This is a genomic window from Aeromicrobium sp., from assembly GCF_037719875.1.
Classification (GTDB): Bacteria; Actinomycetota; Actinomycetes; order Propionibacteriales; family Nocardioidaceae; genus Aeromicrobium.
This window is the reverse complement of sequence record NZ_JBBJMJ010000022.1, coordinates 1-24158: the sequence shown is the minus strand read 5'-3', so window position 1 is coordinate 24158 and position 24158 is coordinate 1. Positions and strand designations below refer to the sequence as shown.

Here is a 24158-nt window from a genome sequence, read left to right as displayed (position 1 = left end):
CCACCTGCCGAGACGCGCGAGGATGTCCCGAGTTCCGTGGAACTTCGGTGGCGGTCCGGTGAGCATCAGGCTGCGCTCACGTCTTGAGTGTTGCAGTCGGCGCCGACATTGCGGGCGGCGATGTGGTGTTCCAGCGCCGTGCGCAGTGCCGGTAGGTGCAGGTGGCCGTTCACGCGGCGGAATTGGCTGCTCGCCTCGACCATCCCGGCGGCGCACCAGCGCAGCGCCATTTGCCCGTCGCGCCAGCGCTTGACGTTGCGGGAGTGGTCGCGACAGATCGAGATCATCGACTCGATCGCGTTGGTCGACCTCAGCGTCCGCGCCAGGGTGGGCGGGAGGTCGAGGCGCAGCACTGTCAGGGTCTCAACCATTCCCTCACGCAGGCTGCCGGCGGCGCCGGGGTGGGTCTTGTCCAGTTCCTTGGCGAGCGCCTCGAGCAGCGACTGAGCCTCCAGAGCGGAGCTGGCGTGGTAGGCCGCACGCATCCGCTTGGCGACCGGGCCGCGCATCTTCTCGGGCAGATGGTTGCGGACGTTGCGCAGCTTGTGCAGTTGGCAACGAGCCAGCACCGGGGCATCGAAGACCTCCTTGACCGCTGCGGACAATGCCTTGGCGCCGTCCAGGACCGCCAGGATCGGGCGGGTGGTGTCCAGGCCACGCTCGCGCAGCCCGACCAACAGCTCGCGGACCAAGGTGGTGTTCTCCGTCGACCCCTCGACCAGGGCGAGCGGATGCTTGGTTCCGTCGATGTCGATGCCGAGCGCGACCACACAGGTGGTCGGCGAAGTGGACGCCGTCGATCATCAACGCCACCAGGTCCAGCCCGGTGAGGTCCTTGGCGAGCAGGTCGGCCAGTGCGTGCTCGGTCATGGCCACGAACTTGCGTGAGACTGCCGACTTGCTCGTCGACCTTGTCCCGACCGCCTCGCCGACCGGCTCCAGCCCGAGCGGGTAGCGCCGGGTCGAGAGCCCGCCGAGCATCCGCTCCATCGCCATCTTGCCGAGCAGCTCGGTGGAGTTGAACAGGTCGTAAGCGGGCACCGCCACTTCGCCGGCGCCGTCGGTAGTACGGACCCGAGGCCGGGTCACCGGCACCCGTCGCCCGCCCAAGGTGACCGAGCCCGCCTCGGTGCCGTGCCGGGTCGCCGCACGCTCGGGGTCGTGCTTGCCTCGCGGCCCGCACACCGCGCTCACGTCGGCCCCCATCAGCTGGGCCATCACCTGCAGTCCCGCGCCGACCGCGAGGGCCAGCAGCCCCTCGCGCATGTCGGCGGCGATCTCGTCCATCGCCACGCTCACCTGCTCGGGCATGGCGAGCGCGCTCGCGTCGCGGATCTTGGTCTGGTAGCTCTTGGTCACGGTGGTCCCCTGTCTCTGGGTCGTCTTTGGCGGACGCCCAACACCTACCGCAAGGCAGGCATCAGGCGGGGGACCGCCACCTCAAGTTCCACGAGACCCGGGACAACCTCCCGACGCGCTGGTCGGGCGACACGTCGTCGTGACCGGCGCCAGCAGCGGCCTCGGCCAGGCGGCGGCCATGGACCTAGCGCGCCTCGGCGCGACGGTGCACCTCGTCGGTCGTTCCGCCGGCAGGCTCGGCGAGGCTGTCGATACCATCCGCAGCGAGGTGTCAGACGCTGTGCTCAGCCCCGAGGTGTGCGACATCAGCGATCTCGACTCGGTGCGCGCATACGCCGCGGACCTGAGCGGCAGGGTCGAAGCCCCGCACGGGATCGTGCACAACGCCGGCGTGATGCCGCCAGAGCGCACCGAGTCCATGCAGGGGCACGAGATGGCGCTCGCGACGCATGTGCTGGGGCCGCTCTTGTTGACCGAGCTGCTGCGGGATGTGCTGGCGGCTGCCAGCTCGCCTCGGGTCGTGATCGTCTCATCCGGCGGCATGTATTCCGCCCCTCGACAAGTCGATCGGCGAGGACGTCGAGTACGAACGCGGCGACTACGTGGGCATCCGCGCCTATGCACGGACCAAACGCATCCAGGTCGTGGTGGCCGAGAAGCTCGCGCAGCGCTACATGACCGACGGCATCACGGTGCACAGCATGCATCCGGGATGGGCCGACACCTCGGGCATCACCGACTCGATGCCCCGCTTCGCCAAAGTCATCAGCCCCATCCTCAGGTCCCCTTCGGACGGCGCCGACACCATCGTGTGGCTGACCGCTGCTGATGCGGCAACCGAGCGAAGCGGAGAGTTCTGGTGCGATCGACGGATGCGGCCGACCTACTACCTCTCCTGGCAGGCCGACGATCCGGCCGCGCGGCGGAACGTCTGGTCCCATGCCTGCCGAGCTGTGAAGATCGAGCCCACCTGATCCCTGTCTCAGGCAGGATCCAGCTCCTTTTGCCCCCACGGCGAGCCGTATTCGCCGAGGAGTTCAAGGAACGGCACCGCGTCGAATGCCTCGGGGCCGAGGACACCGGCGCCGGACCAGGTGCCGTTGGCGAGGAGCTCGAGCGCGATGACGGGGTTGACCGCGGTCTGCCACACGACGCACTGATGGCCGTACTCCTTCATCGACCAGTCGTTGTCGACGACGTGATAGAGGTAGGTCGACCGCGGCTGACCGTCGACGCCGGTGCCGGTGACCCACAGACCCGCGCAGGTCTTGCCATGCATCTTGTCGCCGAGGGTTGCGGGGTTGGGCAGACAGGCAGCGACCACGTCGCGGGGGCTGACGGGGACCACGCTGGGCTTGCCGCCGACCGTCGAGGCCACATTGACCTTTTCGGTCGAGTCGAGGCCGAGCTTGTGAAGGGTCTTGAGCACCTCGATGAACTCGTTGCCGAGGCCATACTTGAACGTTGCCCGCTTGGTCTCGATCCAGCGGGGCATGAGGAGCACCTCCTCGTGCTCGACGTTGACGCACTCGACCGGGCCGATGCCCTCGGGAAAGTCGAACACCTCGGGCTCGCTGAACGGTGGGGTCGTGAACCACTTGCCGTCCTCCCAGATGACCGGCGGGTTGAGGCACTCCTCGATCGTGGTCCAGATCGAGAACGACGGCGCGAACTCATAGCCATCGACCGTGAGGTTGGCACCGTCGCGCGTGCCGAGCTCATCGATCGAGGAGAACAGGTGATCGGCGGCATAGCGGGCGAAGACATCCGACAACCCGGGCTCGACGCCGATGCCGACTAGGGCGAGCCGGCCAGCGGCCTCCCACTCCCCTGCCATCGCGAACTGCTCGTCGCCGAGCTTGACCCCGGTCTCGGAGTGCGGGTTCTCGGGGTGCGGCTTCGACAGGCTCATCGCCATGTCCAGATAGTCGGCCCCGGCAGCGTGTGCGCCCTCGAAGATCGGCATGACGAATCGCGGGTCGACAGCATTCATGACATGCGTGGCCCCGGACGTACGCGCGAGGTCTTCCACCGACGACGCGCTCGACGCATCGACCTGGGCGGCTGAGAACCGCGCATCGTCGACACCGGCCACGGCACGCTCAGCGCTCTCGAGTGCGTAGTCGGCGACGACGATGGACTCGAAGAAGTCGCGCCGAGCTGCGATCGCGCAGAATGCTGAACCGACGCCACCGGCGCCAACGAGCAGGATCTTCATGGACTAGGCCTCCAGATTTGTCATGACGTGCTTGATGCGGGTGTAGTCCTCCAGGCCGTACATCGACAGATCCTTGCCGTAGCCGGAGTGCTTGAATCCACCATGAGGCATCTCGGCGACAATCGGGATGTGGGTGTTGATCCACACGCAGCCGAAGTCGAGCCGCCGGGACATCCGCATCGCCCGGCCATGATCCTTGGTCCACACCGAGGACGACAGTCCATAGTCGACGCCATTGGCCCAGCGGACCGCTTCGTCCTCGTCGCTGAACTGTTGCACCGTGATCACCGGACCGAAGATCTCTTCCTGGCTCGCGTGATCGTCCTGCCGGAGGCCGGACAGGACAGTCGGCTCGAAGAAGTAGCCATCGCCGAGCGCAGCAACCCGCGACCCACCCGTCTCGAGGTTGGCGTGATCGGGGAGTGAGTCGATGAACTCGGCAACGTGTGCCAGCTGTTTGGCGTTGTTGACCGGCCCGAAATAGGTGTCTTCGTCATCGGGCAGGCCGACCTTGGTGGCACGGGCCGCCTCGGTCAGTGCAGCGGTGAAGTCGGCGGCGACCCGGGGGTGCACGAGGACCCGGGTCGCGGCCGTGCAGTCCGGGCCGGCGTGGATGTCGCCCGCGCCGGCTATTCCTTCAGCGGCCGCTGCGAGGTCGGCGTCGTCGAAGACGACGACCGGAGCCTTGCCGCCGAGCTCCAGATGTGGCTTCTTGAGGCCGGCGGCAGCGGACGCGGCAACCTCCATGCCTGCTCGCACAGATCCGGTGATCGCGACCATCTGTGGCGTCGGATGAGTCACCAGCTCTCGTCCGGTGTTTCGGTCACCGCACACCACGTTGAACACGCCCGGCGGGAAGAACTCTTGCGCGATCTCGGCCAGGAGCGCCGTCGAGGCTGGCGTCGTGTCGCTGGGCTTCAGGACGATCGTGTTGCCCGCGGCGAGGGCCGGGGCGATCTTCCAGATCGCCATGACGAATGGGTAATTCCACGGAGTCACCTGGGCCACGACTCCGATGGGCTCCCGCCGGATCATCGAGGTGTGCCCGCGCAGGTACTCCCCCGCAGACCTGCCCTCGAGCACCCGCGCCGCGCCGGCGAAGAAGGTCACCGCGTCAAGTGCCTGACCGAGAATCTCTTCACTCACCGTCAGCGCCTTGGGCTTGCCCGTGTCGCGCGACTCGACGTCGACGATCTCCTGAGCCCGGTCCTCGATGGCGCGGGCAAGCCGGTGCAACATGGTGGACCGCTCGTACGGTGTGGTGTCCCGCCATGTCTCGAAGGCCGTCGCCGCGGCGCTGAACGCGCGGTCCACGTCTTGTGCGCCCGACAGAGGCGCCGAGCCGTAGACCTGCCCGGTCGACGGGTCGGTGACGTCATATGTCGCGCCGCTCGCTGCGGGGACGAGCTCGCCGTTGATGATGTTGGTGATGGGTCGATCCATCCACCCATCCAAGCGCACACCGGCGGCCAGATGCAACGGATTTCGAAGAAATTCGCAGATCATACGACGAATTCCCTTGTCTTTGCACGCATAGTCTTGCGATCATGGTGGCATGAGCTACTCCGACGAAGACTACGACCGGCTGCAGAAGGCAGGAAAGCGCCACCTGTGGATGCATTTCTCCCGACACGGGAGCTACGACGATGCCCACGACATCCCGATCATCGCCAAGGGCGACGGCATGTACGTGTGGGATGCCCAGGGGCGGCGATATCTCGACGGACTCGCTGGCCTGTTCGTCGTGCAGGCCGGTCACGGCCGCGAGGAGCTCGCAGAGGCTGCCGCCAAGCAGGCCAAGGAGCTGCCGTTCTTCCCGATCTGGACCTTCGCGCACCCGCAGGCGATCACCCTGGCTGAGCGCATCGCGTCGTATGCACCGGCCGATCTCAACCGGGTGTTCTTCACGACCGGTGGCGGCGAGGCTGTCGAGACGGCGTGGAAGGCTGCCAAGCAGTACTTCAAGCTGACCGACAAGCCGCTCAAGACCAAGGTCATCAGCCGTCAGATCGCCTATCACGGCACTCCCCACGGGGCGCTATCGATCACTGGCATCCCCGCCCTCAAGCAGATGTTCGAGCCGCTGGTGCCCTCGACGGTGCACGTGCCCAACACGAACTTCTATCGAGCTCCGGAGTACTCCCTCGGCGGCAGCTCGGATCCCACCCAGCAGCTCGAGGCATTCGGGATCTGGGCCGCGGACCAGATCGAGGACGCGATCCTCGCCGAGGGTCCCGACACCGTCGCAGCAGTCTTCCTCGAGCCCGTTCAGAACGCCGGCGGCTGCTTCCCGCCTCCGCCCGGCTACTTCCAGCGGGTCCGGGAGATCTGTGACCGCCACGACGTGCTGCTGGTCTCGGACGAGGTCATCTGCGCGTTCGGCCGGCTCGGTGAGATGTTCGGCGCGACCAAGTTCGGCTACGTACCCGACATGATCACGTGCGCCAAGGGCCTGACGTCGGGCTACTCCCCCCTCGGCGCGATGATCGCGACGGATCGGGTCATGGAGCCGTTCCTGCAAGGGGACACCAGCTTCGCCCACGGCTACACCTTCGGCGGTCACCCCGTCTCGGCCGCCGTGGCCAATGCGAACCTCGACATCTTCGAGCGCGAGAAGCTCAACGACCACGTGCGCGACAACGAGGGTGCGTTTCGCAGCACGTTGGAGAAGCTCCTCGACCTCGACATCGTCGGCGACGTACGCGGCGACGGCTTCTTCTATGGCATCGAGCTCGTCAAGGACAAGGGCACCAAGGAGACCTTCACCGACGCCGAGTCCGAGAAGCTGCTCCGCGGCTTCCTGTCCAAGGCGCTGTTCAACAACGGGCTCTACTGCCGTGCGGACGACCGTGGCGACCCGGTCATCCAGCTCTCACCGCCGCTGATCGCGGACCAGAGCCACTTCGATGAGATGGAGCAGATCCTGCGCTCCGTCCTGACCGAGGCCCAGGAACTGATCTGACCCTCGCCTGACGGTTTACCACGGTCCCTACGGAAACCGTTCGTCGCCGAGGTCCCCCCACTGCAAAGGTCGTCCGCCCTAGGGATATTTCCCCGGGGCGGACGACCTTTGCTTAGGGACCGTGGTAAACCGTGAGGGTTAGGTGAGGGCCTTTTCCTGGCGCCGACGGTTGAGCTCGACCGCCAGGACTATGGCGATCGAGATGACGAACATCGCCGTGCCGATCACATTGACCTGCATGGGCACACCGCGCTGAGCCGCCCCCCAGACGTACATCGGGAACGTCACCTCCTGGCCGGAGTTGAGGTTGGTGATGATGAAGTCGTCGAATGACAGGGAAAAGCTCAGCAGCGCCGCGGCGATGATGCCGGGCAGCACCAGCGGGAAGGTGACCCGGCGAAAGGTCTGCGCCTCGGTCGCGTAGAGGTCCATCGCCGCCTGCTCGAGGTTGTCGTCGAGACCACCGAGCCGCGCCTTGACCGTCACGATGACGAACGACAGGCAGAACATGACATGCGCGACGAGGACTGTCCAAAAGCCCAGCTGTCCACTGAGTCCGGACGACACGAACAACGCCAGCAACGACGAGCCCATCACGATCTCCGGCGACGCCATCGGAAGGAAGATGATCAAGTTGGCCGCCGAGCGTCCCTTGAACCGGTGCCGGACCAGCGCAAAGGCCGCCAGCGTCCCCAAGATCGTGGCGAGCAGAGTCGCTCCCAGCGAGATCCAGATGCTCAGCATGACCGAAGAGCACAGCCCGTCGGGCCCGCACGCATCTGTGTAGTTGCTGGTCGTGAACTCCTGGAAACGGTAGACGTTGCGCGAGCTGCTGCTGTCGTTGAACGACATCAGCGCCACGACCGCGATCGGGACGAACGTGTAGGCCAGCACGAGCAGGCCCAGCCCCATCACGACGTGCTCGCCCACCCAACGACGGATCTTCAGCACTCCGGTCATACGAGCTCCTCCGTGCCGGACGTACGGACCCAGACCAGCACCAGGGCGACGATGATCGCCATGAGGATGACTGACAGGGCGCCGGCGGCCGCGTAGTCGCCGATGTCGAACAACGACTGGATGTTGTTGCCCACCATCCGCTCGTTGGGACTGCCGAGCAGCTCGGCGTTGATGAAGTCGCCCGCAGCGGGGATGAACGTCAGCAGGGTCCCGGCCACGACCCCGGGAAGGGACAAGGGCCAGGTGACCTTGAAGAAGCCTTTCGCCGCAGAGGCGTAGAGGTCGCTCGACGCCTCGATCAGTCGGACGTCGATCTTCTCCAGGCTCGCGTAGAGCGGCAGCACCATGAACGGCAGGAAGTTGTAGGTCAGGCCGGCGATGACGGCGAACGGGGTGTTCAGCAGCCGGTCGTCCGGGCCGAGCAGGTGCACCGTCTGCAAAGCGTCGACCACGAATCCGTCATCAGCAAGCAGCAGCTTCCAGGACAGCGTCCGCAGCAGGAAGCTGGTGAAGAACGGCGCGATCACCAGGATCAGGAGCAGGTTCTTCCAGCGTCCGGCCTTGAACGCGATCGCATAGGCGAGGACGTAGCCGATCACGAGGCACAACACCGTGGCGACCCCGGCGTACCACAGCGACCGCCACAGTGAGCCCTTGTACTGACTGAACGCATCGGCGAAGTTCTGGACGTGCCACGTCACCGAATAGCCGGTCTCGACCGAGCCGGTCGGGTCGTAGAGGCTCGTCGAGATCAGCGTGAAGAACGGCACGACGAAGAACAGGCCGAGCCAGATCGCGCCGGGCAGGATCAACCAGTAGCCGGTCAGCTTTCGCTTCGAACGGGTGCCGGGCGCGACGTCGTCGAGGGTCGCCACGCTCAGTCCTCCATCCCGGCGTGCGCGTCCTGGCTCGCATCGAGCAGGAACGCGTACTCCGGGCGCCATGACACGTCAACCTTCGTGCCGACCGCGAGCATCCGTCGCGAGCCGGTGTTCTGTTCGAACACCATCAGCGTCTGGCCCCATGGCATCCGCACCATGTACTGGGTGCTGACGCCGACGAAGCTCACGTCGGTGACGTAGCCGCCGGTGATGGTCTCGCCTGGCGCGTCGATCGTCTCCCCCGACTCGGCGATCAGCACCTTCTCGGGACGGATCCCGAGCCAGCCTTGGCCGGAATCGGCGTGCGCGCGGTCGCCGGGGACCGAGGCGAGAGCCCCCTGGACCCTGACCTTCACGTGGTCACCCTCACGACCCTCGATCTCGCCAGCGATCAGGTTCGACTGGCCGAGGAAGTTGGCAACGAACGTCGTTCGGGGGTTCTCGTAGAGGTCGTTCGGCGCCCCCATCTGCTCGATGACACCGTGGTTCATGACCGCGATGGTGTCGGCCATCGTCATGGCCTCCTCCTGGTCGTGCGTGACGTGCACGAACGTGAGGCCGACCTCGGTCTGGATGCGCTTGAGCTCGATCTGCATGCCACGGCGCAGCTTGAGGTCGAGGGCGCCGAGCGGCTCGTCCAGCAGGAGCACCTCGGGCTTGTTGATCAGGGCCCTGGCCAGTGCCACGCGCTGCTGCTGACCCCCGGACATCTGGGCCGGCTTCTTGTGGGCCTGCGACGTGAGCTCCACGAGCTCGAGCATGTCGGCGACCTGCTTCTTGACATCCTTGATGCCGCGGCGCTGCAGCCCGAATGCCACGTTCTTGGAGATGTCGAGGTGCGGGAAGAGCGCGTAGTTCTGGAACACCGTGTTGACGGGGCGCTTGTACGGCTTGTCGTACGTGATCTCCCGGTCGCCCAGGTGGATCGTCCCGGACGTCGGCGTCTCGAGGCCGGCAACCATCCGCAGGGTCGTGGTCTTGCCGCACCCGGAGGGACCCAGGAGTGCGAAGAAGGAGCCCTGCGGGATCTCCAGGTCCAGCGAGTCGACCGCCGTGAAGGCTGCAAACTCCTTGGTGAGCGCCGTGAGCTGGAGCGGACGTGGCCCGCCAGCCTCAGCGATGTCGGACGTGGTCTCTGCGGCCCTAGCCACCGATGACCTTGGCGAAGTCGCCGTTGTACTGGCGCTCCTTCTTGCTGTCGAGGCTCATGAAGTTGTGCGTCACGTCGAGCGTCTTCGACGTCGGGAAGATCAGCTCGTTGGTCACCAGTTCAGGGTCGATCTTCTCCATCGCCTCCTGCGCACCCTTGACGGGGCAGATGTAGTAGACGTACGCGGCGAGCTTGGCGGCGACCTCGGGCTGGTAGTAGTAGTTGATCCACTTCTCGGCATTGCTCTGGTGGGTCGAGAGGTTGGGCACGAGCATGTTGTCGGCCCAGATCATGTGACCCTCCTCGGGCGTCACGAAGACGATGTTCTCGTCCTCGGCCGCCGCGACGTCGCCTGACCATGCCTCGCATGCGACGACATTGCCCGAGGCGAGATCCTGGATGTACTCGTTGCCGGTGAAGGCACGAACCTGTCCGTCGCTGCGCGCCTTCGTGACCTTGTCGATGGCGGCCTGCCACTCATCGTCGGTGAACTTCGCCGGATCGGCCCCATTGGTCAGGAGTGTCAGGCCCATCGTGTCGTTCATCTCCGAGAGCAGGGAGATGCGTCCCTTGAGGTCGGGCCGGGTGAGCAGCTCCTCGAACGAGCGGATCTCCTTGACCTTCGACTTGTTGTAGGCGATGCCCGTGAGCCCGCTCTGCCACGGGGCGGAGTATTCACGCTTCTTGTCCCAGCCGACGTTGGCGAGGCTGTCGATGATGTTGGCGTCGAGGTTGGGCACCTTGGACTTGTCGAGCTTTTGGATCCAACCGGACTGGATCATGCGCGTCGCCATCCAGTCCGTCAGCATGAACATGTCGCGCTTGGTCGACGAGCACGAGCCGAGCTGGTTCTTCACCTTGGCGTAGAACTCGTTGTTGTCGTTGACGTCAGCCGTGTAGTCGACCTTGATGCCGGTGGCCTTCTCGAACGCGGCGAGTGTCGAGACATAAGAACCATCGTCCTCGTCGATGTACTCCGGCCAGTTGGAGACGATGAGCTTCTTCTCGGTGCCGGAGACGTCCTTCGCCACGCACTCCTCCGCATTCTGCTTGCTGCCTGACGTGCCACAGGCACCCAGAGCCATCGCGCCGGTGCCAGCGACTGCCAGTCCACCCACGCCTCGAAGCAACGTCCGCCTGTCGAGCTGCGCCATAACACCCTCATTTCTGTCCATGACCACGAATCTTCGCAAGATTTTGGGCTGACCACAAGGGAATCCGGCGTAACAAACATGTTTCGGTCCGGAAAGCGTCAAGTTCCCCCCGGCAATTCGATGCTTTCAGTGCCGGAGTACGGCATGATGTCGCTCGTGACCGAACCCAAGTCGACGACAACACGTGGCCAGAACCTGGACGAGACCGCCAAGCGGATCATCGAGCTCCTGCAGGGAGACGGCCGGCTTTCCTACTCGGCCATCGCCAAGGAGGTCAGCCTCTCCGAGGCCGCGGTGCGACATCGTGTGCAGAAGCTCATCGAGAGCGGTGTCATGCAGGTCGTGGCGGTCACCGATCCGATGCAGATGGGCTTCGCCAGGCAGGCCATGATCGGGATCAAGGTCAGCGGCAACGTGCGAGAGGTCGCCCAGGAGCTGGCGGTGATGGAGCAGCTCGACTACATCGTGATCACGACGGGCCGCTTCGACATCCTCGCCGAGATCGTCGCAGGGAGCGATGACGAGCTGCTCGAGATCGTGTCGGGGCGGATCAGCGTTCTCGACCGGGTCGTGACGACCGAGACATTCGTCTACCTGCGCCTGGAGAAGCAGACCTATGCCTGGGGCGTCAGGTGAGACGCGCGGCTCCTTCGTCGCCGCTCGGGGGTTTGTCTGCACTCGCTGCGCTGGCTCGACCCATGGTCACTACGTGATGGTGCCGCCCGCGGCAAGCGTCGAGAAGATGTCCTCGTACGTCTCGCGCACCATTTCGTCATAGCCGTCAGGATCGCTCTCGGGCGCACTGGCGGGCTCGGTCCGACCGGCCTTGATCAGCACGTCCCACGTGACCTCTGTGTCGGGGGCGTGGAGCACCGGCGGCGTGCCCTTGAGACGGAAGTCTCCCGTGGTGTGCGGCACGGCGGTGATCCGGGCGCAGGCGAGGACCGCGGCAACCCGGTCGCGCCCGGGAGGCAGGTCGATCACCACGTGGGTGCCGGCGACGATCCCCATGTGACGCAGACCCGCCGCCAGCGAGGCGGACTCGTGGAGCAGCTGGGCGTACGACATCGTGCCGCGCCCGTCGCTGACGGCGATCTCGTCGGCGAGGCCGCCGACCACCTGCGCGTCGAGGACACGAAAGACCAAGCTCGTCATCATCGCCCCTCGAAGACCGGGGCGCGCTTGTCGAGGCGTGCCTGCGCAGCCTCCTTCACGTCGCTGCTCGCCCAGACCGAGGCAAAGCTCGCCTCGATCGCCGCGTCGTCCGCAGGCGATCCGTTGAGCACCAGCTTGTTGTGTGCCAGCGTCATCGGCGCGAGCTGCGCGAGCTCGTGCGCCCACTCGATCGCATGCTGAGGCGTCCCGGCGCGATCGGCGAGGCCACATGCGATCGCCTCGTCCGTGTCGAGCGACTCGGCCGCAAGCATCAGCCGTCGTGCGGGCCCGGCACCGGCGAGCTCCTTGAGCGTGCGGATGGTCCAGGCGTCGACAGCCATGCCGTTGCGGGCGGTCGGGACGGCGAACTTCGCGGTGGTGTCGGCTACTCGCAGGTCGCACGCCATCGCGAGCTGGGTGCCGGCACCGATCGCTGGGCCGTTGACCGCCGCAATGATCGGGACAGGGAGCTCCGTGAGGTGGTGCAGCATGCCGTAGAGCGCTTCGAGGAACTCCGGTCCGTAGACACCGCCGAGATCAGCGCCGGCGCAGAACGCGCTGCCCTGACCCGTGATCACGATCGCGCGCGCTCCCCCGTCGACTGCCTTGTCCACCGCTGCGTGGATCGCGCGGCAGAGCTCAAGGTTCAACGCATTGCGCCGGTCCTCGCGCTGGAGTTCGAGGACGGTGACTGCGCCATCCGTGGTCACACCGAGCATGGGTCTCCTTCGAGGGTCGCGACCACGCTATCTGCCGCAATCGGACACCATCCGACCCGGCCCGATGACAACATATGACTTGTGAGTAACCTCACACGCTCAGGCTCGTTGATCCAGCATGACGATCTCCCGCCGCGCCCTGATCCAGTCCAGTGCCGTCATGGGCGGTGCGGCAGCCGTCGGACTGCGCCCCCTCACGGCCTGGGCGGCTCCGGGCGTCGTCGCGCCGCAGTACACAACCCTCGACAGCTGCCTGGCTCGTGGGTCCGCCGGCGCCGGCGGCTACGCCACGCTCGTCTCGACCGGCGGCGAACCGCACACCGTCCGCACTGACCTCGGCACGGCGGCGGGAACCGGTCGCGAGACCACGCGAGCTGTCGTCCTGAGCTTCGCCCACCTGACCGATGTGCACATCATCGATGCACAGTCGCCCGCACGTGCCGAGTACATTGACCGATTCGACGACTCGTACGACGGATCCCCGACGCTCGGCGGGCTCCTCTCATCGGCGTACCGGCCGCAGGAGATGTTGACGCCGCACATCGCCGACTCCATGGTGCGGGCGGTCAATCGGGTCGGGCGGGGGCCGGTGACTGGGCAGAAGCTCGCATTCGCGATCCAGACCGGCGACAACTCTGACAACTGCCAGTACAACGAGGTGCGGTGGAACATCGACATCCTCGACGGCAAACGCGTCGTCCCCGACTCCGGCAACAAGACGAAGTACGAAGGCGTCTCCGACAACACCAACTGGGATCCGCACTACTACCACCCCGAAGGTCCCAAGACCGGCGTCCCTGAGGACTTCTACGTCTCCCGGTTCGGATTTCCCCGCAAGACCGGAATGCTCAATGCCTCCCGCCGTTCATTCCAACCCCAGGGCCTCGGCATCCCGTGGTACTCGGTGTTCGGCAACCACGACGGCCTCGTGCAGGGCAACTTCCCGAGCACGCTGCCGCTGACGGTGCTGGCGACCGGCTCGCTGAAGGCCACCGCGCTACCGCCCGGGCTGTCCCAGGCCGATGTCATCTCGAGCCTCGCGACGGCCGACCCCACGGTCCTGTTCGGCGCCGCGACACTGACCTCCGCGACAATCGTCAGCGCGGATCCGCAGCGCCGCACCCTGACCCGCGGGCAGGTTGTCGAAGAGCACTTCAAGACCACCGGGTCGCCCGTCGGCCACGGTTTCACCTCCACGAACCGCGCGCAGAAGACCGCGTACTACTCCTTCGACCGGGGCAGCGTCCGGTGCGTCGTGCTCGACAGCGTCAATCCCAACGGCTATGCCGACGGCTCGATCGACCAACCGCAGCACCTGTGGCTCACGCAGCTCCTGGCCGCCTCGACGGACAAGTACGTCTTCGTGTTCAGCCACCACACCTCCAAGACGATGACCAACCCGCTCGTCGTCACGGGTCTCGACCTCAACCCGCGCGTGCTGGGCGATCAGGTCGTCGCCACGCTGCTGGCCAGCAAGAATGTCGTTGCGTGGGTCAACGGCCACACCCATCGCAACGAGGTCACGGCGCACCCCAGCGTGAGCGGTCAGAGCGGCTTCTGGGAGATCAACAGCGCTTCCCACGTCGACTTCCCGCAGCAGTCGAGGCTCATCGAGCTCGTCGACAACCGCGACGGCACGCTGTCGATCTTCACCACGATGGTCGACCACGCGGCTCCGGCATCGCACGGTGGATCGCTCGTCGACTCGGTGCGCCTCGCCTCGCTGGGGCGGGAGCTGTCGGCCAACGACCCGCAACAGCGCGACTCCGCCCAGGAAGGGTCGCTCGACGACCGCAACACCGAGCTGCTGCTCAAGAACCCGCTGGCCTGAGACTCGCGGGCAGGCGTCAGACGAGGTCGGCGGCGGCCAGCTGCCCGCAGGCTCCGTCGATGTCGCTGCCTCGCGTGTCGCGGACCGTGGTCGGTACGCCCTTGGCGATCAGTCGTCGCACGAACTCACGCTCGTCCTCGGGCCGTGAGGCCGTCCACTTGGAGCCCGGTGTCGGATTGAGCGGGATCAGGTTGACGTGGACCCACCCCCAGTCGCCATATGACTGCAGCACGTCGCCGAGCAGGTCGGCCCGCCACGCCTGGTCGTTGATGTCCTTGATCATGGCGTACTCGATCGAGACGCGCCGCTTGGTCTTGCGGGCGTAGTCCCACGCCGCTTCCACGGCCTCGTGCACCGACCAGCGGGTGTTGATCGGGACGAGCTCGTTGCGCAGCTCGTCGTCGGGTGCGTGCAAGGACAATGCCAGGGTGACGGGGATGCCCTCGTCCGCGAGCTGTCTCATCCGCGGGACGAGCCCGACGGTGCTGACGGTGATGTTGCGGGCCGACATCCCGAGCCCGTCGGGTGCCGGCGCGACCATCCGGCGCACGGCGCCGATCACGGCCTTGTAGTTGGCCATCGGCTCGCCCATGCCCATGAAGACGACATTGGACAGCCGGCCGGGACCACCGGCGACCTTGCCGCTGGCCATCGCGTGCGCTCCGTCAACGACCTGGTCGACGATCTCGGCGGCGCTCATGTTGCGCTCGAGGCCGCCCTGGCCGGTAGCGCAGAACGGGCAGGCCATGCCGCAGCCGGCCTGGCTCGAGACGCAGATCGTCGCGCGGTCGGCATAGCGCATCAGGACCGACTCGACGAGTGCGCCGTCGAACAGCCGCCACAGGGTCTTGCGCGTCGTCCCCTTGTCGGCCTCGAGCGTGCGCACCGGGTTGAGCAGCGTCGGCAACAGCTCGGCGACGATGCGATCCCGGCTCGTTGCCGGGAGGTCGGTCATGTTGGCCGGGTCACGCTCGAGCCGGGCGTAGTAGTGATTGGCGACCTGCTTGACCCGGAATGCCGGCTCGCCCAGCGTCTCGGCGACAGCCGTACGCTCCTCGGCGCTCAGGTCGGCGAGGTGCCGGGGAGGCTTCTTGCGTCCCCGGGGCTGCTCGAACACGAGCGGGAGGTTCTTCGGGGACTCAGACACCATCCCATTCTCTCATTCGGCAGCCGAGCGCTGAAATCGCGGCGTCAGACCCGGGTGAGCCGGGCGACGAACTCGAGCTTGTCGAGGACCGGGCCGGGGATGACGAACGGATAGAGCGGACCCTTGCCCATGCTCCGGTTGATCTGGTTGAGCGCGATGCTGAGTGGCACCCAGACCCCCGAAACCAGATCGCGGAATGAGAAGAACTGCTTGGGTGCGGCCACGGTGGCAAGGCCGTAGGCAGAGGCGGTCTCCACGGTGTCGCAGATGTGCAGGTAGTGGGCGAATGTCTCGGCGAAGTCCTCCCAGGGGTGCATCGTGGCGTACTGGCTGATGTAGTGCGATTGCCAGTCCGTCCGAGCGCCCTCGCCGTAGTGGCGTTGCATGGCGTCGGCATAGCTTGCGCTCTCATCGCCGAACAGCTCTCGGAACTCCGTGAGCAGGTCGCCCGTGACCAGCTGCTGCCAGTAGAAGTGGCCGATCTCGTGACGGAAGTGGCCCAGCATCGTGCGGTAGGGCTCGTCCATCGACACCCGAAGCCGCTCGCGGTGCACGTCATTGCCCTCGGCGAGGTCGAGCGTGATGACACCATCGGCGTGCCCTGTCGTGACCCGTTCCGAGACGCTCGAGAGCAGGTCGAATGCCAGACCGGTCTCGGGATCCTCCTGGCGCGTACGAATCGGGAATCCGAGGTCGTCCAGCTCGACGATGAGCCGGCGCTTGGCACCCTCGGCAATCGGGTACTCCGACAGGCCCTTGACGTCATCGTCCGAAGGCCGGGCACGGGTCAGGCCGCAGCTGAAACATGTGCCGCCTGGAACATTGGTCAGCCAGGTGCAGCCGGAAAGGGCTGCGTTGGAGCAGACGTGCCACACCCTGCTGTGAATGTCCACGTGCTGACCGTGCTCGTCGACCGGGACGATCGCCTTGTCCTCGCGGGAGAAACCCAGACGTGAGCCGCACGAGAAGCAGACCGAGTTGCCGAAGTAGAGGGGATTGCCGCATATTCGGCAGGAGAAGGACTTCACCGGGCAATACTGTCAGGCGCCCGGGCCGGTCAGATGGGCGCCACATCCACCTCGACCTTGAGGGAGGACTTCTTGGCCTCGGTGAAAATGACCCCCTTGACCGGGGCCACGTCGGCATAGTCGCGCCCCCACGCGACAGTGACGTAACGGTCGTTGACCCACTGGTCGTTGGTCGGGTCCAGCGCGAGCCAGCCACCGTCAGGGATCCACACCGCGGCCCAGGCGTGCGTTGCGTCAGCACCGACGATCCGCTCCTTGCCCGGTGGCGGCCTCGTGGCGAGGTAGCCGCTGACATAGCGGACCGCGAGGCCGTGGGACCGCAGGCAGGCGAGGGTCAGGTGCGCGAAGTCCTGGCAGACCCCGGCCCGCTGGGCGAAGATGTCGTCGATCGTGGTGGTGACAGTCGTCGAGGCCTTGTCATAGGCGAAGTCGGCGTGGATGCGGTGCATCAGGTCGGTGACCGCCTCCCCCACCGGGCGGCCGGATTGCAGCGACTGCGCGGCGTACGCGTGTGCCTCGGTGGTCTGGTCGGCCAGGGCCGAGGCCAGCGCGAAGTCCTGCGCCTGCCACGCGTCCGCGACGTCGGCACGTCGCTGCGGCCGGGCGGACTCCCAGGGCGTGTCGAGTGTGTGCTCGTCATGGCTGGGTGGCTCGGTCTCGACCTCGCTCGTCGCCAAGATGTCGAGCACCTGATGTGGGGACGTGACCTGGAAATAGGTGGAGGTGTTGCCGTAGAAGTCGAGGTCCCCGGTGCAGTCCTCGGTCGAGGGGTCGAGGCTCAGCTCGTGGGAGACGACGTGCTGCCACGGCAGCTCCCGTGGGACGAGGTAGGCGATTCCGAGGCTGTCGCTGACGTCCTCGTCGTAGGAGTAGGTCGTGCGGTGCGAGACGCGATACCGGTTCATTCCTGGACCGCCGTCGCGAAGCCGAATGAGCGAGGGATGGGCGCGGCGGCAAAATGCAGCTCGCCGACCGCGTCGGCGAGTCGGCTCAGCTGTGCTGCGTATCCGTCGAGGAAGCGCGCAAGGTTGGGCCGGTTCTCGCCCTCGATCGCGGTCAAGGCCACGATGTCGGCCCGGTCGAGCTCATCGGCGAGATCATCGAGGAGCCGCTCCGGCCGGGTCGAGCCGGTCGACCCGGGCATCTCCGCGAGATGCTCGCGCATCTCGCCGATGCCGAACGCCAACGAGCGGGGGTTGTCCGGATCGACCAGCAGCAGGTCCAGCACGCCCGCCAGGCGCACATAGCCCTGATAACGACGCCGATGCGTCACGGTGCTCTCGGCCGCTGACAGCACGGCAAGGTGCAGGTCGCGATCGGCATCGATGCCGCGGCGGACCGTCGTGGTCGACCTCAGCAGGTGGCACAGCTGCAGCCCGCGCTCGATCGCGCGACCGGCGCCGATCATCCGCCAGCCAGGATCGCGGATCATGTTGGCCGTCATGCCTTGCAGCGACAGGATCCCCGTCAGCATCCTGCCCGCGCTCTCGGCGACCTGATGGCTGTAGTGATAGGCCTCTAACGCCGATGAGGCACGATCAGTCGAGCTGAATGCCAGCCAGGTGTCGGGCGAGAGCTGGTCTCGCACGCTCTGGGCCGCCTCTCGCAGGGCGGTGACCGACTGTGCGACCGAGCCGGAGCGCCGGACGTCGAGCAGGATCGAGCGGAAGTTCTCATCGAGCTGATCAGACCCGAACGACGACCGGCTGAGACCCGAGATGGCGCGCATCAGCACCGCGAGACTCGCGCCACCGGCGGTCTGCGGTCGGGACCGGAAGTCCTCTGCGATCGCGTGCGCAGTGAGCACCAGTCGCAACATGTCCTCGGCGCGCTCGGCATAGCGCCCGAACCAGAACATGTCCTCGAGCACCCGCGGCATCATTGCCGCAGACGCACGTACGTTGGTCAGTGGCAGCACGTCGGTCAGGCCCTGGTCGGGGTCCTCCGGCCTGTCCTTGAGCACCCAGACGTCCTTGCTGGATGTCGGCCGGCCGGCCTCGAAGACATGGGCCAGACCGCCGACGAGCGGCCGATAGGTCGAGCCGTATCGCAGCGTGAACGTCCGCAACGTCAGCGTCTGCGGACGCAGGCCACCTGCGCCGAGGGTCGGCGACTGCGAGAGCATCAGGGGTTCCTGCCCGACGTAGCGGTGCGGTTCGGCCGAGATCCTGGCCTGGAGCTGGTCGCGGGACGGGGCCGCGCCCTCGACTGGGTCGTCGATCGAGCGCACGACGAGACTGTCCAGGTTGTCCAGCACATAGGCCCGCGACCGGTCGTCGCCGGTCCAGTAGGTCTGCACGGATGGCAGTCGGAGCGGCTCGTCGAGCAGCATCTCGCACATCGCCGACATGAACGGCAGGAGAGCCGGGTTCTCGAGGACGCCCGCACCGAGCCCGTTGACGACCCGCACGGAGCCGCGGCGAACCGCCTCGGACAGACCGGCGACACCGAGCTGCGAGTTCTTGCGCAGCTCGAGCGCATCGCTCCATGCCGCATCGACCCGCCGCAAGATGACGTCGACTCGCTCGAGGCGGCCGAACACCCGCATCCACACCGCACCCTCGCGCATCACCAGGTCGCTGCCCTCGACGAGCGGGAAGCCCAGGCTCGTCGCGACGAACGCCTGATCGTACGAGGTCTCGGAGTGCGTCCCCGGCGAGAGGACCACCACCCGGGGGTTGGGGCTGTCGCCCGGCGCCGAGTCGATCAGTGTCGATCGCAACGCCTGGAAGAACGGGGCCATGCGGTGCAGTGCGGCCTGACGATAGAGCTCGGGCATGACGCGGGAGATCACCCGGCGGTTCTCCATCGCGAAGCCGATCCCTGACGGCGCCTGCGCACGGTCGGCGAGGACCTGCCACTCACCTGCGGCGTTGCGTCCCAGATCGGCAGCGGCCAGCAACAACGGCCGGGCATCGCTCGCCGACGCTCGCGCGGCCACCCGAAGGAAACCCTGATGTCCGAAGATGAGCGAGGACGGCAGAACACCCGAGGACAGCAGCCGCTGCGGACCGTAGAGATCGACGAGGATCGCGTTGAGCAGCTCTGCGCGCTGCGCAAGCCCGACCTCCAGCGGCGCCCACTCGGCGGCATCGATGATGAGCGGGAACGGATCGAGGCGCCACGGACCCGGCTCTTCCTCCGGAGGTGTGTACGTCACGCCGTCATCGGCAAGGAAACGCTCGATGTCGCTGCCGACCCGGCGCAAGTCGCTGTCGGTCAGCTGGATGGCCTGCTCGGCGAGCAGCCTCCATCCGACCCGCAGGCTCCCGTCAGGAGCGACCACTTCGTCGTAGCGGGCCGGCCCGCCGGTGAGCGTGGGCTGCGTGACCGCGGCGGAGTAGTCCCGCAGAGCCGTCATGGATCTGCCCGATCGGCTAGCTGACCGGGACCAGGGTGTGCAGGATCAACCAGGCGATCGGCGCGACGGCGATCAACGAGTCGAGTCGGTCCATGAGACCCCCGTGTCCCGGCAACAGGTCACCCATGTCCTTGATGCCCAGGTCACGCTTGATGAGCGACTCGGACAGGTCGCCGAGCGTCGCGAAGACGACACCGGCGATGCCCAGGATGATGCCGACCCACCAGTCGCCGTCGAGCGCATACGTGATGGTGACAATGCCCGCACCGACGCCGAAGATCAGCGATCCGGTGAAGCCCTCCCAGGACTTCTTGGGGCTGATCGTGGGTGCCATCGGGTGCTTGCCGAACAGGACCCCTGCGATATAGCCGCCGATGTCGGAGGCGATCGTCGCCACGATGAACGCGACAACGCGCCACGGGCCGTCATCCTCGACCAGCATGAGGATCACGAATGAGCCCATGAGGTAGAGGTAGCCGAGCACGAAGACACCAGCGCTGCTGTCGCGGACGAAGCCTTCGGCGCCGTCGGACAACCTCCAGACCAACGTGCCGATGACGGTCAACGCCAACGCGATGGAGGCGGTCTCCATACCGCCCAGGTAGCTGCCGACCAGCATGATCGTGCCACCGGTCAAGACCGGCACCACGGGGATCTTGATCCGGGCGGTCGAGAAGGCGCGGGACAGCTCGAACAGTCCGATCGCCAGCGCGATCGCGATCACCCCGATGAAGACTTCTTTCTGGATGAACAGCGTCGCCAGGACCATCGCGACCAGCCCGACGCCCACCGCGATCGAAGCCGGCAGGTTGCGGCCGGCCCGGCTGGTCTTCTCTGCGGCTGCGGGGGTCTCGGGGGTCTCGGCGGGAGACTCAGATGTCAAGGAGCTCTGCCTCTTTGTTCTTGAGCAGCTCATCGACGGTGTCGACGTACTTCTTGGTGAGTCCGTCAAGGCGCTTCTCCGCGCCGACATTCTCATCCTTGCTGATCTCTGAGTCCTTCTCCGCCTTGTCGAGCGCCTGCTTGGCACCGCGACGCAGGTTGCGCACCGAGACGCGACCTTCCTCGGCCTTGGACTTCGCGAGCTTGATGTATTCCTTGCGACGGTCCTCGGTCAGCTCGGGCAGCGTCACGCGAAGGACCTTGCCGTCGTCGCTGGGGTTGACGCCGAGATCGGACTCGCGGATGGCCTTCTCGATCGCGGGCTTGGCACCGGCGTCGTACGGCTGGATGATGACGGTCCGGGGCTCGGGAACCTGGAACCCGGCGAGCTGGTTGAGCGGCGTCGCCTGCCCGTAGTAATCGGCGGTGATCTGGGCGAACATCGCCGGGTGCGCACGGCCTGTGCGGATCGCGGCAAACTCCTCGCGGGTGTGCTCGACGGCCTTGGCCATCTTGCTGTCGGCGTCACGCAGGGTCTGGTCAATCACGATGTCTCCATCCGGTTCTGTTCGGTCCGACGCCTAGGCGGCGTGGACCAGCGTTCCGATCTTCTCACCACGGAGGACGCGGGCGATGTTGCCCTCGCCCTCCATTCCGAACACGATCATCGGCAGCTTGTTCTCCATGCACAGGGCGAAGGCGGCCGCGTCGACAACCTTGAGCCCAAGGCGCAAGGCGTCGTCGAAGGTGATCTCGTCGAACTTCTTGGCAGTCGGATCCGTCCGCGGGTCGGCCGAGTAGACGCCATCGACTCCGCTCTTGGACATCAGCACCGCGTCGGCGCCGATCTCCAGCGCGCGCTGCGCCGAGACCGTGTCGGTGGAGAAGTAGGGCATACCGGCGCCGGCGCCGAAGATCACGACGCGCCCCTTCTCGAGGTGACGGATCGCCCGACGCGGGATGTAGGGCTCGGCGACCTGGCCCATCGTGATGGCGGACTGGACCCGCGTCTCGATGCCCTGCTTCTCGCAGAAGTCCTGCAGTGCGAGGCAGTTCATGACCGTGCCCAGCATGCCGATGTAGTCGGCGCGCGAGCGGTCCATGCCGCGTTGGCTGAGCTCGGCTCCGCGGAAGAAGTTGCCGCCGCCGACCACGATCGCGACCTCGACGCCCTCGGCAACCGCTTCAGCGATCTGGACGGCGATGCCGTTGACGACGTCGGGATCGATGCCGATCTTGCCGCCACCGAAGACCTCGCCCGACAGCTTCAGCAGCACTCGCTTGAGACCATGACCGGAGGCCGGGCCGTCGACGTCCTGAGCGGTGTCAGTGTCCACTTTCGGCCTCCGATGTTGGTCGTACGAGCGGGAGTCAGGCGCCGATCTCGATGTGCGCGAAACGCTTGAGCGTCACGCCTGCCTCATCGAGGAGTGCCTTGACGGTCTTCTTGTTGTCCTGGACCGAGGCCTGATCGAGCAGGACCGTGTCCTTGAAGAACCCGTTGAGGCGTCCCTCCGTGATCTTGGCGATGGCCTGCTCGGGCTTGCCCTCTTCGCGGGCGGTGGCTTCGGCGATCTCGCGCTCCTTGGCGACGACGTCCGCTGGCACCTCGTCGCGCGTCAGGTAGCGAGGGCGCATGGCCGCGATCTGCATCGCGACTCCACGCGCCACGTCGTGACCGGCCTCGTCACCCTCGAACTCCACCAGCACGCCGACGGCGGGCGGCAGGTCGCTGGCGCGACGGTGCATGTAGGTCGCGACATTGCCATCGAAGCTGGCCACTCGGCCGAGCTCGATCTTCTCGCCGATCAGCACGGCGAGATCGGCGACGGCCTCGGACACGGTCTTGCCGTTGTCGAGCGTCGTCGCTGCGAACTGCGTCGCGTCGGCCGGCTTGACCTTGTCGGCCAGGACAGCGAGCTCTTCGGCGAGCTCGACGAACTGATCGTTCTTGGCGACGAAGTCGGTCTCGGAGTTGAGCTCGACGATCGCGCTGCCGTAGTTGGCGACGAGTCCGGCCGTTGCATTGCGCTCGGCGCCGCGCTTGGCGGCTTTAGCGGCGCCCGAGATGCGGAGCACCTCGATCGCCTTTTCGAAGTCGCCGTCAGCCTCGGTGAGCGCCTTCTTGGCGTCCATCATCCCGGCGCCGGTCGCGTCGCGGAGCTTCTTGACCTCTGTGGCGGTGATAGCCATGTGTGGTTCCTTCTGCGTCTTGACTGGTGGTCAGCTGGTCACTCGGAGGTGGCGGCGGCCTTCTTGGCAGCCGGCGCCTTCTCGGCGGGAGCCTCATCAGCTGCCGCCTTCTCGGTAGCCGGGGCCTCGTCAGCCGGAGCCTCGTCAGCGGCGGCCTTCTTGGCAGCCGGCGCCTTCTTGGCGGGAGCCTTCTCGGCCGGAGCCTTCTCGGCCGGAGCCTCATCAGCGGCGGCCTTCTTGGCAGCCGGCGCCTTCTTGGCGGGGGCCTTCTTGGCCGGAGCTGCCTCTTCCGCGGCCGGAGCCTCGACCTTGGCGTCGGCCGGAGCCTCAACCTTGGCGTCAGCCGGAGCCTCAACCTTGGCGTCAGCCGGAGCCTCGACCTTGGCGTCAGCCGGAGCCTCAACCTGCTTCTCAGCGTCACCGGTCGCGGGCGCCTCGACTGCGGCAGCCTCAGCAGCCTTGGTCTCCAGCAGCTCGCGCTCCCAGTCAGCCAGGGGCTCCTCGGCGCCGAGCTCAGCGCCGGGCTCCTCATCGCCGGTCTTGCTGCCACCGCGGGCGATGAGGCCCTCGGCGACGGCGTCGGCGATGACTCGGGTCAGCAGGCCGACCGAGCGGATGGCGTCATCGTTGCCCGGGATCGGGAAGTCGACGTCATCAGGATCGCAGTTGGTGTCGAGGATCGCGATGATCGGGATACCGAGCTTCTTGGCCTCGTCGACCGCGAGGTGCTCCTTCTTGGTGTCGACGATCCAGACGGCGGACGGCGTACGGCCCATGTCACGGATACCACCGAGAGTGCGCGAGAGCTTCGCATACTCCCGGCTCATCCCCAGGAGCTCCTTCTTCGTGCGGTTGGATCCCGCGACGTCGTCGAAGTCGATCTCCTCGAGCTCCTTCATGCGCTGGAGCCGCTGGTGCATCGTCTGGAAGTTGGTGAGCATGCCGCCGAGCCAACGCTGGTTGACGAAGGGCATACCGACGCGCTTGGCCTGCTCCTCGATCGGCTCCTGCGCCTGGCGCTTGGTGCCGACGAACAGGATCGTGCCGCCGCGGGCGACGGTGTTCTTGACGAACTCGTAGCCGGCATCGATGTAGGCGAGCGACTGCTGCAGGTCGATGATGTAGATGCCGTTGCGCTCGGTGAAGATGAAGCGCTTC

Annotated in this window: 21 protein-coding genes and 1 pseudogene; 4 read left to right on the top strand and 18 right to left on the bottom strand. The window is 66.4% G+C overall.

What is annotated here, in order from left to right; translation table 11 throughout:
• Positions 1–65 precede the first annotated feature (65 nt).
• Positions 66–1311: pseudogene (locus WKF39_RS15320) on the bottom strand (IS256 family transposase).
• A gap of 650 nt (positions 1312–1961) precedes the next feature.
• Between WKF39_RS15320 and WKF39_RS15315 the strand changes: the two are divergent.
• Positions 1962–2333 carry a hypothetical protein gene (locus tag WKF39_RS15315; RefSeq protein ID WP_340389964.1) on the top strand — a complete coding sequence of 124 codons (372 nt, stop codon included), beginning with the start codon at positions 1962–1964 and terminating at the stop codon, positions 2331–2333.
• A gap of 8 nt (positions 2334–2341) precedes the next feature.
• Here the strand turns inward: WKF39_RS15315 and WKF39_RS15310 are convergent, their stop codons facing one another.
• Together WKF39_RS15310 and WKF39_RS15305 are read right to left on the bottom strand one after the other, a co-directional pair.
• On the bottom strand, positions 2342–3577 hold the full coding sequence (locus tag WKF39_RS15310; protein WP_340389962.1) for a saccharopine dehydrogenase C-terminal domain-containing protein: 1236 nt from the start codon (positions 3575–3577) through the stop codon (positions 2342–2344).
• A gap of 3 nt (positions 3578–3580) precedes the next feature.
• Positions 3581–5020: a gamma-aminobutyraldehyde dehydrogenase gene (locus WKF39_RS15305; RefSeq protein WP_340389960.1), complete on the bottom strand. Its 1440-nt coding sequence runs from the start codon at positions 5018–5020 to the stop codon at positions 3581–3583.
• A 112-nt stretch (positions 5021–5132) separates the two neighbouring features.
• On the opposite strand from WKF39_RS15305, the gene WKF39_RS15300 reads away from it, so the two are divergent.
• Complete coding sequence (locus tag WKF39_RS15300) at positions 5133–6539, top strand: aspartate aminotransferase family protein (RefSeq protein ID WP_340389958.1); 1407 nt, start codon at positions 5133–5135, stop codon at positions 6537–6539.
• A 138-nt stretch (positions 6540–6677) separates the two neighbouring features.
• Here WKF39_RS15300 and WKF39_RS15295 read toward each other — a convergent pair whose 3' ends face one another.
• Genes WKF39_RS15295 through WKF39_RS15280 form a run of 4 tightly spaced genes read right to left on the bottom strand, consistent with a single transcriptional unit; the run spans position 6678 to position 10684 of the window.
• A complete protein-coding gene (locus WKF39_RS15295; RefSeq protein ID WP_340389956.1) occupies positions 6678–7499 on the bottom strand; it encodes an ABC transporter permease in 822 nt (273 codons plus the stop codon).
• Positions 7496–8374 (bottom strand): ABC transporter permease, encoded by an 879-nt coding sequence (locus tag WKF39_RS15290; protein ID WP_340389955.1) that lies wholly within the window; start codon positions 8372–8374, stop codon positions 7496–7498. The genes WKF39_RS15295 and WKF39_RS15290 overlap by 4 nt, the downstream gene beginning before the upstream one ends.
• Before the next feature lie 2 nt (positions 8375–8376).
• On the bottom strand, positions 8377–9531 hold the full coding sequence (locus WKF39_RS15285; protein ID WP_340389953.1) for an ABC transporter ATP-binding protein: 1155 nt from the start codon (positions 9529–9531) through the stop codon (positions 8377–8379).
• Complete coding sequence (locus tag WKF39_RS15280) at positions 9524–10684, bottom strand: spermidine/putrescine ABC transporter substrate-binding protein (RefSeq protein WP_340389951.1); 1161 nt, start codon at positions 10682–10684, stop codon at positions 9524–9526. The genes WKF39_RS15285 and WKF39_RS15280 overlap by 8 nt, the downstream gene beginning before the upstream one ends.
• Positions 10685–10840: 156 nt before the next feature.
• Here WKF39_RS15280 and WKF39_RS15275 point away from each other — a divergent pair, with 156 nt between their 5' ends.
• Positions 10841–11320: an Lrp/AsnC family transcriptional regulator gene (locus WKF39_RS15275; RefSeq protein ID WP_340389949.1), complete on the top strand. Its 480-nt coding sequence runs from the start codon at positions 10841–10843 to the stop codon at positions 11318–11320.
• A gap of 69 nt (positions 11321–11389) precedes the next feature.
• On the opposite strand, the gene WKF39_RS15270 is transcribed toward WKF39_RS15275, so the two are convergent.
• Positions 11390–11839 carry an AMP-binding protein gene (locus tag WKF39_RS15270; protein ID WP_340389947.1) on the bottom strand — a complete coding sequence of 150 codons (450 nt, stop codon included), beginning with the start codon at positions 11837–11839 and terminating at the stop codon, positions 11390–11392.
• Positions 11839–12558, bottom strand: a complete 720-nt coding sequence (locus tag WKF39_RS15265) for an enoyl-CoA hydratase (protein WP_340389945.1) — start codon at positions 12556–12558, stop codon at positions 11839–11841. The genes WKF39_RS15270 and WKF39_RS15265 overlap by 1 nt, the downstream gene beginning before the upstream one ends.
• 118 nt (positions 12559–12676) lie before the next feature.
• On the opposite strand from WKF39_RS15265, the gene WKF39_RS15260 reads away from it, so the two are divergent.
• Positions 12677–14389: a TIGR03767 family metallophosphoesterase gene (locus WKF39_RS15260; protein WP_340389943.1), complete on the top strand. Its 1713-nt coding sequence runs from the start codon at positions 12677–12679 to the stop codon at positions 14387–14389.
• Between the two features lie 16 nt (positions 14390–14405).
• Here the strand turns inward: WKF39_RS15260 and rlmN are convergent, their stop codons facing one another.
• From rlmN to rpsB, 9 genes are all read right to left on the bottom strand, one after another.
• Positions 14406–15536 carry a 23S rRNA (adenine(2503)-C(2))-methyltransferase RlmN gene (rlmN, locus tag WKF39_RS15255; RefSeq protein WP_340389941.1) on the bottom strand — a complete coding sequence of 377 codons (1131 nt, stop codon included), beginning with the start codon at positions 15534–15536 and terminating at the stop codon, positions 14406–14408.
• A 44-nt stretch (positions 15537–15580) separates the two neighbouring features.
• Complete coding sequence (locus WKF39_RS15250; RefSeq protein ID WP_340389939.1) at positions 15581–16564, bottom strand: putative zinc-binding metallopeptidase; 984 nt, start codon at positions 16562–16564, stop codon at positions 15581–15583.
• 29 nt (positions 16565–16593) lie between these two features.
• Positions 16594–17469: a transglutaminase family protein gene (locus tag WKF39_RS15245; RefSeq protein ID WP_340389937.1), complete on the bottom strand. Its 876-nt coding sequence runs from the start codon at positions 17467–17469 to the stop codon at positions 16594–16596.
• Complete coding sequence (locus WKF39_RS15240; RefSeq protein WP_340389935.1) at positions 17466–19925, bottom strand: circularly permuted type 2 ATP-grasp protein; 2460 nt, start codon at positions 19923–19925, stop codon at positions 17466–17468. Before WKF39_RS15240 ends, WKF39_RS15245 begins: the two co-directional genes overlap by 4 nt.
• A gap of 16 nt (positions 19926–19941) precedes the next feature.
• Complete coding sequence (locus WKF39_RS15235; RefSeq protein WP_340389933.1) at positions 19942–20808, bottom strand: phosphatidate cytidylyltransferase; 867 nt, start codon at positions 20806–20808, stop codon at positions 19942–19944.
• Positions 20798–21352: a ribosome recycling factor gene (gene frr, locus WKF39_RS15230; protein ID WP_340390003.1), complete on the bottom strand. Its 555-nt coding sequence runs from the start codon at positions 21350–21352 to the stop codon at positions 20798–20800. Before frr ends, WKF39_RS15235 begins: the two co-directional genes overlap by 11 nt.
• Positions 21353–21388: 36 nt before the next feature.
• Positions 21389–22144 carry a UMP kinase gene (pyrH, locus tag WKF39_RS15225; protein ID WP_340389931.1) on the bottom strand — a complete coding sequence of 252 codons (756 nt, stop codon included), beginning with the start codon at positions 22142–22144 and terminating at the stop codon, positions 21389–21391.
• 34 nt (positions 22145–22178) lie between these two features.
• The gene (gene tsf, locus WKF39_RS15220; protein ID WP_340389929.1) at positions 22179–23000 is read right to left on the bottom strand and encodes a translation elongation factor Ts; all 822 of its coding nucleotides are present in this window, start codon (positions 22998–23000) and stop codon (positions 22179–22181) included.
• 38 nt (positions 23001–23038) lie between these two features.
• A partial coding sequence (gene rpsB / locus WKF39_RS15215; RefSeq protein ID WP_340389927.1) for a 30S ribosomal protein S2 occupies positions 23039–24158 on the bottom strand: 1120 nt, incomplete at its 5' end.